This window comes from Streptomyces aureocirculatus, assembly GCF_000720475.1.
GTDB lineage: Bacteria > Actinomycetota > Actinomycetes > Streptomycetales > Streptomycetaceae > Streptomyces > Streptomyces aureocirculatus.
Map to the genome: position 1 here is coordinate 1 of NZ_JOAP01000059.1, position 16,344 is coordinate 16,344.

Consider the following 16,344-nt stretch of genomic DNA (forward strand, 5'->3'; position numbering starts at 1 on the left):
ACTTCCTGCACACCTACAACCACCACCGCTGCCACACCGCACTCGGCGGCAAACCGCCCATCAGCCGTGTGAACAACCCTGCGGGTCAATACACCTAGGCCGCTGTCGCCGCTGCCCGACGCGCCCCCGGCCGTGCGCCTTCGCCCAGGGCGAGGCCCTGCGCGAGGTCCTCCGCGAGCAGCCGCTTGGCGATCGTGTCGACCGCCTCCCACAGCTTCCCGTCGCCCTCGGCCGCGATGTCCTCAAGGGCGCTCCAACCGGCCCCGCCGTCCTCGCGCAACTGCCCGCGCAGCCAGGACGCCCACGCCCCGCCGATCACCTCGGCCTCACGCGCACCCGCGGCCGTGTGCTGGAACATGGTGCCGGTACGGGTCACATAACCCTCCTCGACCATCCGGTCGAAGACCGGCACGAGCACTTCGGGCGGCAACTGACGCCGGGCCGCGATCAGATTCAGATTGGCGTGCCCGACGAGGCGGGTGAACAGCTCCACCTGCATCACCGCCCAGGCGCCCGCCATGTCGAGGCGTGTGTCGGACCCCTGGACCACGGCGCGCGTGGTCCCCGGCCCCTTGGACCGCAGGATGTTGCCGACGGCGAGTTCGAGCAGTTGGGCCGGGTCGCCCGCCTGCGGTGACGCGAAGCCCTCGCCCAGGTCGGACGAGCTCATCCGCGCGCTGTCGCGCAGCTCGATCTGCTTGAGGAACAGGGCCACGACGAACCCGACGAGGGCGACGGGAACCGTCCACAGGAACACCGTCTGCAACGTGTCCGCGTACGCCTTGATCAGAGGCGCCGCGGCCGCGCCCGGCAGGTCGTGCAGCGACTGCGGGCTCTGCGACGCCTTCGCGACGACGTCCGGCGGCGCGGCGCCGGTGCGGTCGGCCGCCGCGACCCCGTCGCGCAGGTTCGGCGCCAGCGTATTGGCGTAGATGGTGCCGAACACGGCCGTCCCGAAGGAACTGCCGAGGGTCCGGAAGAAGGTGACACCGGACGTCGCGGTGCCCAGGTCCGCGTACGCGACGGTGTTCTGCACGGCGATGGTGAGCACCTGCATGGAAAGACCGATGCCGATGCCGAGCACGAACATGTACAGGGACTCCAGCCACGTACTGGTGTCGCCGCCCATCAGCGACAGCAGATACAGGCCGAGCGCCATCACGAGCGAGCCCACGATGGGGAAGATCCGGTAGATGCCGGTCCTGCTGACGACGTTCCCGCTGAAGATCGAGGCGATGAGCAGCCCGACGACCATCGGCAGCGTCCGCACCCCGGAGGTGGTGGCCGAGTCCCCGTCGACGTACTGCAGATAGGTCGGCAGGAACGTCATCGCGCCGAGCATCGCGAAACCCACGACGAAGCTGAGCACCGAGCAGACGGTGAAGACCGGGTTCGCGAAGAGCCGCATCGGCAGCATCGGCTCCGCGGCCCGCGTCTCCACCACACAGAAGGCGGCGAGGGCGAGCAGCCCGCCGACGAACAGACCGATGATGACGCCCGAGCCCCACGCGTACTGGTTGCCGCCCCAGCTCGTGGCCAGGATCAGCGCGCTCGCCCCGCTCGCCACGAGGGCGATGCCCAGATAGTCGATGACGGGCCGCGACGCGGACTTCACGACGGGGATGGTGCGCGCCGCCGCCACGACCACGAGGATCGCGATCGGCACGTTGACATAGAACGCCCAGCGCCAGGTCAGATGATCGGTGAAGAGCCCGCCGAGCAGCGGCCCGATGACCGTCGACACACCGAAGACCGCGCCGATCGCGCCCTGGTACTTGCCGCGCTCACGCAGCGGAATGACGTCGGCGATCAGCGCCATCGCCGTGACCATCAGACCACCCGCGCCGATGCCCTGGAGCGCGCGCCAGGCGATGAGCAGGGTCATGTTCGTGGCGAGACCGCACAGGAACGAGCCGGTGATGAAGACGACCGCAGACACCTGGAACACGATCTTGCGGCCGAACAGGTCGCCGAACTTGCCGACGAGCACCGTCGCCACGGTCTCCGCGAGCAGATACGAGGTGACGACCCACGACATGTGCTCGGCGCCGCCCAGGTCCGACACGATCGTCGGCAGCGCGGTGCCCACGATCGTCTGGTCGAGGGCGGCGAGCAGGACACCCAGCATGATCGTCACGAAGACGACATTGCGTCTGCGCTTGTCGAGGACAGGCGGCCCCTGCTCCGGCCGATCGGGTTGTTCCGCCGCGGCCGCGGGCTGATCGGTAACGGTCACAGCCTCACCCTCACACCGGGTCCGCCGCGGTGCATGCGGGGCAGTCCGGTCCGGTGACAGCCCGAGCCGGTGACAGTCCGGCCCGGCGGGGTGCCGACCGGTCAGCCGTCGGTGGCGCTGGTGTCGCCGCCTCGCCGCAGCAGATACGTGTCCATGATCCAGCCCTTGCGCTCGCGGGCCTCCGCGCGCAGCCGCTGGATGCGCGGGGCGGCCTCGGCGAGCGGGCCCGAGACGAGGATCTCGTCGGGAGTGCCGAGGTAGGCACCCCAGTAGATGTGGAGGCCGAGGCCGTCCCGGCCGTCGGCGAAGCGCAGGAAGGCCTGCCGGGCGTCCAGCATCACCACGACGTCGTCCACCCCGTCCGGGAAGCCCTCCTCGGCGAGGCGGCGGCCGGTGGTGACCTGGAAGGGCCGCGCGACGCGGTTGAGCCCGATGCGGTGGCGCGCGGCCAGCGAGGACACGCTGCTGACGCCGGGGACGACGTCGTACGCGAACGTCACCGCTCCGCGCCCGAGGACCTCCTCCAGGACCGCGATCGTGCTGTCGTACAGCGCCGGGTCGCCCCACACCAGGAACGCCCCGGTCCCGTCGGGGCCCAGCTCGTCGCCGATGAGCCGCTCGAAGACGACGGCGCGGCGGGCACGCCACTCGTCCACGGCGCCCGCGTACCGCGCACCCTCCGCCGCCCGGTCCCGCTCCGGGTCCCGCGCCTCGACGACGCGGTACGCCCCGTCCGGGCGGTGCGCCTCCAGCATCCCCCGGCGCAGCGCCACGAGGTCGTCCTTCTCCTCGCCCTTGCCGACGAGGAAGAACACATCGGTGTCCCCCATGGCCCTGACCGCCTGCAGGGTGAGCTGCTCGGGGTCGCCCGCGCCGATGCCGATGACATGAATCTTTCGCACGGGGTGAGTGTGCCGTACGCGGGGCCGGGGCCGCAGACACGGTGCCCCCCCTCCGGCGCCGCCAACCCTGCCGGTCCCGTCGGATGCGCCCTGCCGATCCCCTCGGCCCCGTGCTCCTGCCGGTCCCGTCAGTCCTGCGCCCTGCCGATCCCCTCGGCCCGTGCTCCTGCCGGTCCCGTCAGTCCTGATCACCAGGGGCGAGGCGCGGGGCGCACGCGGCCGGGTCCAGGGCCTGCTCCGCCCCCGGGTGCGCCTCCCGCTCGATCCGGGCGGCCAACTCCCGCGCCCACGCCACCACTCCCGGAACACCGATCCCGTACGGCCACTGCCGCGCGGGCTCGTCCCCCGCCCAGCCCGAGAGGGCCCCCGCGCCCCGCAACAGCAACCGGGCCCCGCCTTTCGTATTGCCACGGGCGGCGTGCGTGAGCCCGACGGCGACCTGCGCGAGTCCTTGCCACAGCTCGCGCTCCTCCTCGGGCCCCGACTTCCAGGCGTCCTCGAACACCTCGTGCGCGTGGAAGGGCCGCCCGGCGTCGAGCAGCGCCTGGGCCTCCGCGACGGTCTCCCGGGGCGAACGCACCACACCCTCCGGCTGCCGCTCCACCCCGTTGGCGCCGTGCGGCAAGGGCCGCCCGAGCCCGTCACGGGGCCGGGCGTTACGGGCCCGCCCCTCCGCGTCACGATCCCGCCCGGCCTGCTCACGGGCCCTGCCGTCCGGTCCAAGTGCACGACTCATGCCCTGATTCTCGCGCGCCCCGCGCACCGGGGCAGGCCGGGGCATCCACGAGACCCGCTACCGCACCGGACCACCCCGTGACGTGCGGTAGAGTTCTACCTGCGTGATCACGCGGGACACCGCAGGGACACGCACCGGGACGTGGCGCAGCTTGGTAGCGCACTTGACTGGGGGTCAAGGGGTCGCAGGTTCAAATCCTGTCGTCCCGACTGGAGACAGTCGCAGGTCAGGGCCGGTTTCGGAGATATCCGAAACCGGCCCTCGGCCATTGCCGGGCCAGTTTTCAGCCAGTTCGTCCGTGCGGCTACGCGCTGATCTCAGCGTCAGCGATCCAGTTGCCGTGGAACCCGAACGGAACACGTCGCGGCAGGTGTACGCGCGCGACAGGAGGGGCTTCGACGTCGGCGGCGTCGAGCACGACGAGTTCGCTGCGGCGGGTGCCGCCGTCGTACACGACCGACAGGATCCAGCCGTCGTCCTCGGCCTCGGCGCCGGGGCGTGCCACGAAGACGGGCTCCTGTGTCACGCGCCCGGCTCCGAAGTGGTGTACCAGGACCTCGCCGGTCGTGGTGTCGAGTTTGACCAGAGGTCCGGGTTCGAAGCTGCCGCCGCGGTCGCGCTCGACGTCGTCGGAGAGGCGCAGGCTGTGGGGGCCGATCCCGCCGAACCAGCCGTAGCGGTGGGAGCGCCCGGACCACGCGTGGTTGATCCGGGGCCATTCGACGCTGTAGTCGGAAATGATCTGCTCGGACACGGCTCCCCGGCTCGCGGGGATGGTCCACCGGGCCAACGCGGGCAGTCCATCGGCAGGCCCGCGGAACACATCGCGGAACACCGTGTCGTAGCGGATGACGTCCATGACGATCGAGCCGTCCGGGGTGTCGTACGCGTTGAGGACATGGAACACGTAGCACCGAGGGGCGTCGAACCACCTGATCTGTTCCGCCGTGCCCATGCGCGGGAGTACGCCCACCCGCGACGGATGCTCCTCGTTCCAGCGCATCGGGAGTGCGTCGCCGCTCTCCGGCTTCCCCGCCGCCATGCGGCCCGCGGCGTCCGTCGACAGGGTCACCGGCAGGTCGAGCACCACGATCCGGGTGGCGGTCATCGCCATGTCATGGATCATCGGCACCCCGGGGACGGGCAGTTCGGCGGTGTGCGTCGCCTTCCCGGTGGCGTCCAGGACGACGTAGCGCAGAGCATCCGCGCCGGGCCTGATCAAGTAGTTGACGGCATGCATCTCTCCGGTGACCGGATCGATTCTCGGGTGGGCGGTGAAGCCGGCGCGCAACGCTCCGTCGGCGTCCCAGGTCGACATCCGGTCCAGGTCGGGGGCGACCGAAACCGGAGCCCCGCCCCCCTCGACCAGTGCGAGGAGCCGGCCGCCCTGGGCAAGGATGTTGGTGTTGGGCACGTCCTCGGGAGCGTCGCCCTGGACGAACCGGTTTCGGTACCACTCGGCGCGCCCGTCGCGCAGGCGGACGCCGTGCACCATGCCCCGGCCGACGAACCAGTGGTGGGCCGCGCCGGTTTCAACGGGCCCCGTGGGGTTGGGGCCGATCCGCAGATAGCGGCCGGTCAGCTCGGGAGGCAGAGTCCCCGTCACCGGCAGGTCGTTGACGCTCACCTCGTCGGGTACGGGGGCGAAGTTGCCCTCCAGATAGGGATTGCGGACTGTCTTGGTCATGGACAACTCCGGTCGTCGGATCTGAACGTGCAGCCTGTACTGTTCAGATGCTCCGGCTTCGGAGTCGGGCCCGCAACGCTGAGACTCAGACCGTCCGGATCGGGGTATGAGATGCCGACCTTCTCCGCGAGTGCTTACGTCGTGCTTGGACTTCTGGAGCAGTCGGGCTCCGCGACGCCGTATGCACTCGATCGCGAGATCCAGGAAAGCGTCGGACATTTCTGGGACTTTCCGCGGTCTCAGATCTACGCGGAGGCGGCCCGGCTCGTGCGTCACGGACTCGTCCTCGAAGAGCGGGAGGGTTCCGGACGCCGTCGCCGCAGGTTGTCGATCACCCAGGCCGGACGGGACGTGCTCGCCCAGTGGCTCAACGGCCCGGCCGATCACGGCACGCAGATCCGCGACGAAGGTCTGCTGCGGCTCTTCTTCCAGCAGGACGGCTCGTCCGGTGCGGGACAGGTGCGTCAACTCGCCGCGCAGCAACGGGAAGCACACCGCCGCAAGCTCGCCGAGTACGAGGCGATCCTTGCCTCGGCCCCCGGCCCGGGCGGGCCCGCGGCGGACGCTGTCGGGCTCGGCCTGCGGTTCGAGGCCCCGCAGGCGGCCGCGCTGGCATACGGTCTGCGGTTCGAGCAGTTGGCCATCGCCTTCTGGACGGAGATCGTCGAGCACGGCGCCGACGCGGTGGATCCCCGTTCCCTGGCAGCCCCGACAGTGCGGGATGTATGTCCCGAAGGGGACAAGTCGGCTGACGACTGACGTGGTCCGTGGCATTGCTCCACGCGCGGCCGATGAGTTTGTGGCTCCGGGCCGGTCCGAGCTCCTGACACCCTGGGAAAGGACACCACCATGTCAGAGCTTCTCGTCGACTTCATCACCTCCCTCGACGGTTACGCGTCGGGAGAGGGATGGCCCGGCTTCTGGGGCCTCGAAGGCCCGGAGTACCTCGCATGGCTCGGCGAGCAGCCCGAGGCCACCTATCTGATGGGGGCGAACACCTACCGCCTGATGTCGGGTTTCGCCGCAGGCCAGGTCCCGGCCGGCCAGGACGAGTTCAGGCCCGAGGAAGAAGCGTCCGTCGACGAGCTCACGCAGGCGTCCAAGGTGGTCTTCTCCTCCTCACTCGATGAACCACTGACGTGGGCCAACTCCACGCTCGTCCGCGACGACGCCGTCGAGGCGGTCCGCGCCATGAAGGGGAGTGGCTCGGGACTCCTCAGCACGATCGGCAGCCTCAGCCTGTGCCGGTCCCTGCTGCGAGCCGGACTCGTCGACCGCTTCCGAGTCGTGATGTTCCCGGTGATCACCGGGGCCACGGGCGAAGAACGCATCTACGACGGCTATCCGGACGTTGCCCTCGAAATGATCGGGCACCGCACCTTCGACGACCGCATCCAACTGGTCGAGTACAAGCCCCGCGTGCTCGAACACCCGCCGCTCGGCGCCCCTGCGTGACGTCGCCCCGTCCACCGGTCCGGACGGGTGCCAGGACAAGCCCCCCCGGACGGTGGTGATGGCACTTCCGGCGCCCTCCGGCGCACACGCCGCGCCGTGTCGCGCACGTCGCCGCACGCCGGAGCACGCGGCACCCCGCCGCACACCACGCGCCCCCGCGCCGCACCACCGGCCCCTGGAAATGTTTGGCCGGAACTCCCCTGCCGTATAGGCAAGATGCCGCTCGGACAGAACCGGTCACCGGATCGAAAGCTCCGCGCGACGCGCCCGACCACCGGCCGACGGATCGGTGGTGATCACTTGAGGCGCGGGCCGTGCACGTACGGCCCGCGGCACGCCCCCACGTTCGTCTTCGTGCACCACTCAACGGGAGGACCCCCACCCATGCGTCGTCGACTTTCCGCCCTCGCAGTAAGCGCTGCCGCCCTCACCCTCGGGACCGGGCTCGCCGCGTCCCCGGCCGCCGCCGTCCCCGCGGACAAGGGCCGGGTGCTCAGCAGTTGGACCCAGACCGACGCGGGCAGCTACAACGCCTGGGCCGCCGCGAGGAACAACCAGGGCGCGTGGAGCGCGTACCGGTTCAACTGGAGCACCGACTACTGCTCCTCGTCCCCTGACAACCCGTTCGGCTTCCCCTTCGAGATGTCCTGCGCCCGGCACGACTTCGGGTACCGCAACTACAAGGAGGCGGGCTCCTTCGACGCCAACAAGGCGCGCGTCGACAGCGCCTTCCACGCCGACCTCAAGCGGGTGTGCGCCCGCTACACCGGCGTGCAGAAGACCTCGTGCGACGGTCTCGCCTGGACGTACTACCAGGCCGTCGACAAGTTCGGACGCTCCTCCGCCGTCGACGGCCACGCGGCCGCCTAGGTTCCGGCACGGCTCCGGCCGCCACGCGCCGGGGGCCAGGTGTGGTCCCCGGCGCCATAGGGCGATGCCCCGGCCGCTTCTACAGTCCCTCGGCATGACCCTGTCCCTCGGCATGACCCCTGTCCCTCGGCACGACGACTCCGCGCGCGTGTACGTCACCGAGCTCTCCGCGGGCGGCGGCATGACGGCGGTGCTGATGGCGACGTACCCGGAGAAGTTCGCTGCGGGCGGCGTCGTCGCGGGGCTGCCGTACGGGTGCGCGCAGGCCGCCGGTTCGCCGTGGGTGTGCATGAGCGCCGGCGGCGGGCAGAGCCCGCGCCAGTGGGGCGACCGGGTACGTGCCGCGCGTCCCGGGTACGGCGGCCCGTGGCCGCGGCTCACCGTGCTCCACGGCACCGCCGACGCGAAGGCCGGTCCCGTCAACATGACCGGGCTGCGGGACCAGTGGACCGACGTCCACGGTGCCGACCGGACCCCGGACGTGTCCGACACCGTCGCCGGCTTCCCGCACCAGGTCTACCGCTCGCCCGGTGGCGCGCCCGTCGTGGAGACGTACGGCATCACCGGCATGGCACACGGCCAGCCCGTCGACCCCGGCTCCGGCGCCGAGCAGTGCGGCACCGCGGGCGCCCACCTGCTGGACGCGGGGCTGTGCGCCGCGTACCGCCTCGGCTTCGTCTGGGGGCTCGGCGACTGAGGCGGCACGTCTCCCACCCTGTGGCGGCGCTCCCCATGGCGGCGCACACCATGCCATCCGCCCCAGCTATGGCTCCCGCCCACATGGGCACTCCCGCCCGTCGACCCTATGTTTCCCGCCATGACAAGCGCACCCGACCACCCCATCCCTCCGGCGTCCGGCACCGATCTGCGCGGGCGCGTCGCCCTCGTCACCGGCGGCGGCAGCGGCATCGGCCGGGCCTGTGCGCAGGCCCTGGCGGCGGCGGGCGCCGAGACGCACGTCGTGGACATCGACGCCCCGTCGGCCAAGGCCGTCGCCGACGCCGTCGGCGGACACGCGCACGTCGCCGACCTCGCGGACGCCGACGCCGTCGCCGCGCTGCCCACCGGTGTCGACATCCTCGTCAACAGCGCGGGGCTCCAGCACGTCGCCCCGCTCACCGAGTTCCCGCCGGCGCGGTTCGCGCTCATCCAGCAGGTCATGGTGACCGCGCCGTTCCTGCTCCTGAGGCAGAGCCTGCCGCACATGTACGCGCGCGGCTGGGGCCGCGTCGTCAACATCTCATCCGTGCACGGACGGCGTGCCAGCGCCTACAAGAGCGCGTACGTCGCCGCCAAGCACGCCCTGGAGGGGCTCAGCAAGGTCACCGCCGTCGAGGGCGCCCCGCACGGTGTGACCAGCAACTGCGTCAGCCCCGGCTACGTCCGCACCCCGCTCGTTCAGGGCCAGATCCACGACCAGGCCGCCGCCCACCGCATCAGCGACGAAGCGGTCGTCTCCGATGTGCTGCTCGCCCGCTCACCCATGAAGCGGCTCATCGAACCCGAGGAGGTCGCCGCGGCCGCCCTGTGGCTGTGCGGCCCCCACTCCGGCTTCGTGACCGGAACCTCCCTGTCGATGGACGGCGGCTGGGCGGCGAACTGACCGTCCCCACACGCCCGCTCGCCCATCCGTCCGCCCGCTCCGTGAATGAAAACTCCGGCCCACGACCGAGAACACGGTGAACCCCATGGCGCGTCCCCAGCACGGCACCGGCGAACTGCACGGCTCCGGTCGAAAGAACGGCATCGGCCGGATCGTCGGTGCCAGCCTCGTCGGTACCACCATCGAGTGGTACGACTTCTTCCTCTACGGCTCCGCCGCCGCCCTCGTCTTCAACGACCTCTTCTTCCCCACCGCCGACCCGCTCACCGGCACCCTCATCGCTTTCATCACGTACGCGATCGGCTTCCTCGCCCGGCCGCTCGGCGGCGTCGTGTTCGGACACTTCGGCGACAAGGTCGGACGCAAACAGCTCCTCGTGCTCAGCCTGCTCCTGATGGGCGGCGCCACGTTCGCCATGGGACTGCTGCCCACCTACGACGCCATCGGCGTCGGCGCACCCGTGCTCCTGACCGTGCTGCGGCTCGTGCAGGGCTTCGCGCTCGGCGGCGAGTGGGGCGGCGCCGTCCTCATCGTCTCCGAGCACGGCGGCGACAAGCACCGCGGCTTCTGGGCCTCCTGGCCGCAGGCGGGCGCACCCGGCGGCAACCTCCTCGCCACCGGCGTCCTCGCGCTGCTCGCCGCCGTGCAGTCCGAGAGCACCTTCCAGTCCTGGGGCTGGCGCGTGCCGTTCCTGCTCTCCGGCGTCCTGGTCGTGGTCGGCCTGTGGATCCGGCTCTCCGTCTCCGAGTCGCCGGTCTTCCTGGAGGCACAGGCCAAGGCCGAGGCGGCCGCCGCGCGGGGCGAGAGGGAACAGCCGCCCGTCGTGGAGGTGTTCCGCAAGAGCTGGCGGCAGGTCCTCACCGCCATCGGCACCCGTTTCGGCGAGAACATCTCGTACTACATCCTCACCTCCTTCGTCCTGGTGTACGTCACCAAGCACCTGGACCTGCCGAAGAGCACCGCCCTGAACGCCGTCCTCATCGCCTCCGCCGCGCACTTCGCCGCCATCCCGGCCTGGGGCGCGCTCTCCGACCGGGTCGGGCGGCGCCCCGTGACGCTCGTCGGCTCGGTGGGCATGACGCTGTGGGCCTTCGTGTTCTTCGCGCTCGTCGACTCCGAGTCGTTCGCCGTGATCACCGCGGCGGTGACGGTGGGGCTGCTGTTCCACGGAGCCATGTACGGGCCGCAGGCGGCGTTCATCTCCGAGATGTTCGACACCAGGGTCCGTTACTCCGGCGCCTCGATGGGCTCCCAGCTCGCCTCGATCGTCGCGGGCGCGCTCGCCCCGATCATCGCCGTGGAACTCCTGAAGGAGTACGACTCGTCCGTGCCCGTCGCGGTGTATCTGGCCCTGGCCGCCGTGGTGACCACCGTGACCGTGGCCCTGGCCCGCGAGACCCGGGGCCGGGACCTGCGCGCCGCCGCGACGGAGGCCGAAACCCCGGGGCCGGTGGCCTCCGGCGCCCCCACCGCGCGTACGGGTGAAGCGGCAGTACGCTCCGGCGAACCCTCCTGAGCAGCGCGCGAAAGGTGACAGTCCGCATGGCCACCGCCCGCCCCCGCACCGCGCCGCAGGCTCCCGGCGCCACCCCGCAGGCCTCCGGCAGCGCGCCGCAGGCCCCCGGCAGCCCCGCCGTCACCGCCCTGCGGCACCTGCTTGACCTCCTTGGACGGCAGGCACCCGCCGAGGAGTTCACCCGCACCGCCGCCGCGGCCAGGGAGGCGGGGGCGGACCCGGCGGAGCTGGCCTGCGTGGAGGAGGCCACCGAGGCGGCACTCGGCATCCGCCGCACCCTCGACCAGCACCGGCGGCGCGAGGCCGAGCTGTCCGCGCTGTTCGACACCGCGGGCGACCTGGCGGCGCTCAGCGACCTCGACGCGGTCCTGCGCGCCATCGTCCACCGCGCCCGGCTGCTGCTCCGTACCGACGTGGCCTATCTGACGCTCAACGACCCGGCCGCGGGAGACACGTTCATGCGGGTCACCGACGGGTCCACGTCCGCGAGGTTCCAGGAGCTGCGGCTCGGCATGGGGGAGGGGCTCGGCGGTCTCGTCGCCCAGACCGCCCGGCCCTACGCCAGCGCCGACTACCGCAGCGACACCCGCTTCCGGCACACCGCCACCATCGACGCGGGCGTCGGCGAGGAGGGCCTTCGCGGCATCCTCGGGGTGCCGCTGCGCGTCGGCAGCCGCGTCATCGGTGTCCTGTACGCGGCCGACCGGACGCCCCGCGACTTCGCCCCCGACCAGATCGCGCTGCTCGCCTCCCTCGCCGACCACGCGGCCGTCGCCATCGACAGCGCCCGCCTCCTGGAGGAGACCCGGGCCGCCCTGGTGGAACTCAACGCGGCGACGGCCACCGCCCGTGCGCAGAGCGAGGCCATGCGCCGCGCCGCCGAGACCCACGACCGCCTCACCGACCTGGTGCTGCGCGGCGGCGACGTCTTTGACCTGGCCGAAGAGATCGCCGCACTCCTCGACGGAGGCCTGGTCGTCCAGGACGCCGACGGCACCGAACTGGCCCGCGTGGGCGCCACGTCCCCGAACCCGCCCGCGCGCGGTGTGGCGGCGTCCCGCGCCGCGGGGCGTGCCGTGCACGTCGACGGCGTCTGGGTGTCCGCCGTGCTCGCCGGGCCCGAACCACTCGGCTCCCTCGCGCTGAGCGGCCGCCCCGGTCTGCCCGACAGCGACCGCCGCCTCTTCGAACGGGCCAGCAGGGACACGGCGTTGCTCCTTCTCCTGCGCCGCTCGGTGGCCGAGGCGGAGGACCGCGTGCGCGGGGAACTCCTCGACGATCTGCTCACCGCCGCGCACGCCACCGACCCGCGGCGCGGCCCGAGTCTGACCCTGCGCGCCCGCCGCCTCGGCGTCGACCTCGCCGAACCCACGTCCGTCCTCGTCCTGCACTGCGACCCCGGCCTGCGCGGCCGCCTCACGACGGAAGCGGCCCGCCGGGCCCGTACCCTGCGCGGTCTCGCCGGACCCCAGGGCGGCCAGGTCGTCCTGCTCGCCCCCACCGCGGCACCCGGGCCGCTCGCCGAGCGCCTGGCCGCCGACCTCGGCCGGCGCATCGGGGCCCCGGTGACGTGTGGGGCCGCCGGGCCCGCGGCCGCCCCCGCCGGGCTGCCCGCCGTGCACGCCGAGGCCCTCCGCTGCCTGGAGGCGCTCAGGGCCCTCGGCCGCACCGGCCACGGCGCGAGCCTGTCCGACCTCGGCTTCGTCGGTGTGCTCCTCGGCGACCGCGGGGACGTCGACGGCTATGTCCGCCGGGTCCTCGGGCCCGTCATCGACTACGACGAGCGGCGCGGCACCGAACTCGTCCGCACCCTCGACGCCTACTTCGCCGCGGGCGCCGGCCTCGCCCGCGCCAAGGACGCGCTGCACGTACACGTCAACACCGTCGTGCAACGCCTCGATCGCACCGCCCGGCTCCTCGGCCCCGACTGGAACACCCCCGAACGGGCCCTGGAGATCCAGCTCGCGCTGCGGCTCATCCGGTTGTGCCGGCCGCCGGGGACTGGTCCGGCATAGCGTCGCGGGAACGGGTCCGCTGCGTGGGTACGCCGTCCAGGGTGTCCGTGCGGTACTGGTGCGACTGGAGCTCGAACAGGCGCCGGAACAACTGCGGCCCGTCGGCGGACATCAGGGTCGCGAAGTCGCCGTGCTCCACCAGCCTGCCCTCGTCGAGCACATAGATGACGTCGGCCTCCTTCACGCTGTGCAGCCGGTGCGTGACCAGGACGATCGTCTGGTCCTTCGACGCGAGGGCGCGGATCTTCTGGAAGGCGTCGATCTCGGCGGCCGGGTCCATGCTGCTGGTCGGCTCGTCGCAGATGAGGATGTCGGCGTCACGGAAGTAGGCGCGGGCCAGGGCGAGGCGCTGCCACTGCCCGCCGGACAGATCGACGCCGCCCTCGTAGCCCTTCTCGCACAGGGTGTCCCAGCCGTGCGGGAGGTCCGCGAGGACGCTGTGCGCGTCGGCGTATGCGGCGGCGGCGTTCAGGCGGGACGTGTCGTGGATGTCACCGGGCCTGCTGATGGCCACGTTCGCGCGGGCGGTGAACGGCCACTGCTGGAAGTTCTGCAGGACCAGGGAGACATGGGCGAAGACGTCGTCGCGGCACAGCGCGCGCACATCCGTGCCGTCCCAGCCGATGGTGCCCGACGTCGGCAGGTACAGGCCCGCGAGGAGCTTGCTCAGGGTCGTCTTACCCGATCCGTTCGCCCCGACCAGGGCGATGACCTGGCCCTTGCGGACGGTCAGGGACACATTGTCGAGCGCGGGGGCCGTCCGCTCGGGGTAGCGGAACGTCACCCGGTCGAACTCGATGACCTCGGGCGGCTCGGGCACCGGGGCCCCGGTGGTGGGGATGGCACGCCGCCGCGCCTCCTCGCGGGCGCGGATCAGGTCGTTCATGAACAGGCTCTGTTCGTAGAGGTGGTGGATGTGCGTCACCATCCGGCGCAGCCCCGCCGTGCCGCTGGTCAGGGCGAGCGCGGCGGTCGCACCCGCGGCGAGGGGCAGTTGGCCGTGCGTGAGCAGCCAGGCGAGGACGGCGTACGTGGCGCCCGCCGTGAGGCCCGACAGGGCGGACGTGCCAAGGTCGGTGCGGGCCTCCAGGAGCGCGAGGCGGGTCTGCTCGTCCGCGGCCTGCGCCGCCATCTGGTCGAACTGGTCGAGCAGGAACGGACCCGCGCCGTGCACGCGCAGCTCGGGTGCCGCCTTCTGGGAGATGAGCAGGCGGCGCAGCGCCCCTTGCTGACGCACGTGTTCCAGCCAGATCTGCACCGACTCATAGGTGCGGCGCGCCGCCCGGACCGTGCCCCAGGCCTTCGGCACCACCACGGCGACCAGGAGCGGCAGGAGCACCGGGTGCAGCACCGCGAGGACACCGCTGACGGCGATCAGGGCCATGAGGGCCTCGACGATGCCGAGGGTGTGCTCGATGAGTCGGCGGGCGGCGGTCTGGCCGTGCTGGCCCGAGTCCAGGGCCGCGTGGAAGTCGGAGCGCTCGATGTGCTCCATCTCCACGCGGATGACCTGCTCCATCATGGACAGGCCCGCGAGCCGCTCGACCTTGGGCCCGAGGCGCCCCGTGGCCGCGAACGACACGGCGCGCAGCGTGGCGGCGAACGCGCTGGCCGCGGCCACCCACATCAGGGACGGCAGCGCCTCGCGCACCCGGTCGGCGGTCGGGCCCGCGGCGAACAGGGAGACAAGGACGCGGTTGGTGGCGAGCAGCCCGAACGCGGTCGCCGCGGCCTGGCCGAGCTGGGCCGCCGCGACCACCACGAGCGTCCATGGGTCGGCGTGCCAGGCGAGCGACACGGTGTGCCGGAAGAGGGTCGGGATCTGCCGGAGGATCGAGAGGAACGAGGCGTTCAGGCGCGCGCCCTCGTGCGCGGTCCAGCCCCACGAACTGCGCAGCCGCCCGCCGAAGAGCAGTTGTTCGGGCGGCGACGGCGGGGCGTGCCGCCGCTCCTTGGCCGGTGGGGGCTCCGGCGGGGGGCCAGAGGGGCGAGCCGGTGACGGGCCGGGCTCGGCGGGGGGACGGGGTGCCGGTCGGGGATGACGTACCAAAGTTCCTCCCAGGTGACGCCGGCCGTCCGGCACGGTTGCCCGGACGGCCTGTCGCTTCTGTCGATCCTGTCGAGGAGACCGGCGTAACGGTGCAGGGCGGACGAAAATTTCGTACGAATGTCTGAAAGAGCCCTGTATTGACGGTAGTTGATGATGTGGCCGGAATCGTTTCACCGGTCCGTCGACGGGGCTTCCTCGTCCGGTACGAGGACGACCTTGCCCGCGACCGTGCCGGACTCGGCGAGGCGCAGAGCGTCGGCGGCCCGTGAGAGCGGGATGCGCGCGGCGACCTGCGGCTGGATGCTGCCCGCTGCGAGCAGTGCGAACACCTGCCCGAGGTCGGTGCGCAGTTGGGCGCGGAAGGCGTCGGCGTTCCGCAGTCCGGCCCAGATGTTGTAGAAGTGCGCGTGCCGGGAGTTGGGCAGCGCGTTCCACAGCATCAGGCGCGCGAAGAGCTTCAGGACGGGGGCCTTGGCGGACCCGGTGGCGTCCCGGGTGGACGCGGTGCCGTACGACACCAGGGTGCCGCCCGGCGCGAGCAGTTGGAACGAGTCCACGACGCCCTCGCCGCCCACGTGGTCGAAGACCGCGCACACCCCGCCGGGGGCGAGGCCGCGCAGCCGCCCGTGCAGGTCCGGGTCGCGGTAGTCGACGGGGGTGGCGCCGAGGTCGCGCAGTTGGTCGTGGTGGCGCCGCGAAGCCGTGCCGATCACGCGCACCCCGGCGATCCGGGCCAACTGGACGAGGGTGGAGCCGACGCCGCCGTTCGCGCCGAGCACGACGATCGTGTCGCCCGCCTCGACCTTCGCCGTGCGGTGCAGCATCTGCCAGGCCGTGATGCCGTTCACGACCAGCGTCTCGGCGTCGGCCGACGCCACGGACTCAGGCACCTCGACCAGGTCGGCGGCGGACACCACGACGTGGCTCGCCCAGCCGCCGGTCTTCGTCAGGGCCGCGTACCGCCGTCCTCTCAGCGCGGGGTCCACTCCCGGGCCGGTCTCCGTGACCCGTCCGACGAGGTCGTATCCCGGCACGAAAGGGAACGCCGGCTGGTCGTAGTACTTCCCGCGCCGCATCTGCTGCTCGGCGAACGAGACGCCGGTGGCCTCCATCACGAGCAGCACCTCACCGGGGCCGGGGGTGGCGGCGCCCACGTGCCGGACCTCCAGGCCCTCGGGCCCGACGACGCCGGGCAGGACGATCTGGGTCGTGACCGTGGCCGCCCCGCGCTCGCTCACATTCTGGTGCGTGTAGGTCTCTCGCATGACTAACCC

Annotated in this window: 13 protein-coding genes and 1 tRNA gene; 8 read left to right on the top strand and 6 right to left on the bottom strand. The window is 72.0% G+C overall.

Features of this window, described 5'->3' with window-relative positions:
* Positions 1–94: 94 nt before the first annotated feature.
* From IG78_RS0136025 to IG78_RS0136035, 3 genes are all read right to left on the bottom strand, one after another.
* Complete coding sequence (locus IG78_RS0136025) at positions 95–2,236, bottom strand: MDR family MFS transporter (protein ID WP_030572118.1); 2,142 nt, start codon at positions 2,234–2,236, stop codon at positions 95–97.
* Between the two features lie 101 nt (positions 2,237–2,337).
* A complete protein-coding gene (gene cobF / locus IG78_RS0136030) occupies positions 2,338–3,138 on the bottom strand; it encodes a precorrin-6A synthase (deacetylating) (protein WP_030572121.1) in 801 nt (266 codons plus the stop codon).
* A gap of 178 nt (positions 3,139–3,316) precedes the next feature.
* Positions 3,317–3,874: a DUF309 domain-containing protein gene (locus tag IG78_RS0136035; RefSeq protein ID WP_037687232.1), complete on the bottom strand. Its 558-nt coding sequence runs from the start codon at positions 3,872–3,874 to the stop codon at positions 3,317–3,319.
* Between the two features lie 135 nt (positions 3,875–4,009).
* On the opposite strand from IG78_RS0136035, the gene IG78_RS0136040 reads away from it, so the two are divergent.
* Positions 4,010–4,083 (top strand) — tRNA-Pro (locus IG78_RS0136040).
* A 95-nt stretch (positions 4,084–4,178) separates the two neighbouring features.
* On the opposite strand, the gene IG78_RS0136045 is transcribed toward IG78_RS0136040, so the two are convergent.
* On the bottom strand, positions 4,179–5,561 hold the full coding sequence (locus tag IG78_RS0136045) for a carotenoid oxygenase family protein (protein WP_030572127.1): 1,383 nt from the start codon (positions 5,559–5,561) through the stop codon (positions 4,179–4,181).
* A gap of 141 nt (positions 5,562–5,702) precedes the next feature.
* On the opposite strand from IG78_RS0136045, the gene IG78_RS0136050 reads away from it, so the two are divergent.
* The 7 genes from IG78_RS0136050 to IG78_RS0136080 all read left to right on the top strand — a co-directional run bounded on the left by IG78_RS0136050 (position 5,703) and on the right by IG78_RS0136080 (position 13,020).
* Positions 5,703–6,320 (top strand): PadR family transcriptional regulator, encoded by a 618-nt coding sequence (locus IG78_RS0136050; RefSeq protein WP_159398280.1) that lies wholly within the window; start codon positions 5,703–5,705, stop codon positions 6,318–6,320.
* A gap of 90 nt (positions 6,321–6,410) precedes the next feature.
* Positions 6,411–7,016, top strand: coding sequence for a dihydrofolate reductase family protein (locus IG78_RS0136055; protein ID WP_030572134.1), 606 nt, complete (start codon positions 6,411–6,413; stop codon positions 7,014–7,016).
* Between the two features lie 384 nt (positions 7,017–7,400).
* Positions 7,401–7,886 carry a phospholipase gene (locus tag IG78_RS0136060; protein ID WP_030572137.1) on the top strand — a complete coding sequence of 162 codons (486 nt, stop codon included), beginning with the start codon at positions 7,401–7,403 and terminating at the stop codon, positions 7,884–7,886.
* A gap of 94 nt (positions 7,887–7,980) precedes the next feature.
* Complete coding sequence (locus IG78_RS0136065; protein ID WP_225882351.1) at positions 7,981–8,583, top strand: PHB depolymerase family esterase; 603 nt, start codon at positions 7,981–7,983, stop codon at positions 8,581–8,583.
* A 120-nt stretch (positions 8,584–8,703) separates the two neighbouring features.
* Entirely contained in the window at positions 8,704–9,489 is a 786-nt protein-coding gene (locus IG78_RS0136070; RefSeq protein ID WP_030572142.1) for a 3-hydroxybutyrate dehydrogenase, read from the top strand.
* Positions 9,490–9,574: 85 nt separating this feature from the next.
* Positions 9,575–11,005 carry an MFS transporter gene (locus IG78_RS0136075; protein WP_051853287.1) on the top strand — a complete coding sequence of 477 codons (1,431 nt, stop codon included), beginning with the start codon at positions 9,575–9,577 and terminating at the stop codon, positions 11,003–11,005.
* A gap of 26 nt (positions 11,006–11,031) precedes the next feature.
* On the top strand, positions 11,032–13,020 hold the full coding sequence (locus tag IG78_RS0136080) for a helix-turn-helix domain-containing protein (protein WP_030572148.1): 1,989 nt from the start codon (positions 11,032–11,034) through the stop codon (positions 13,018–13,020).
* On the opposite strand, the gene IG78_RS0136085 is transcribed toward IG78_RS0136080, so the two are convergent.
* Both IG78_RS0136085 and IG78_RS0136090 read right to left on the bottom strand, forming a co-directional pair.
* Positions 12,980–15,070, bottom strand: a complete 2,091-nt coding sequence (locus IG78_RS0136085) for an ATP-binding cassette domain-containing protein (protein WP_063760847.1) — start codon at positions 15,068–15,070, stop codon at positions 12,980–12,982. The genes IG78_RS0136080 and IG78_RS0136085 overlap by 41 nt on opposite strands.
* Before the next feature lie 170 nt (positions 15,071–15,240).
* Complete coding sequence (locus tag IG78_RS0136090; protein ID WP_051853288.1) at positions 15,241–16,335, bottom strand: medium chain dehydrogenase/reductase family protein; 1,095 nt, start codon at positions 16,333–16,335, stop codon at positions 15,241–15,243.
* Positions 16,336–16,344 lie beyond the last annotated feature (9 nt).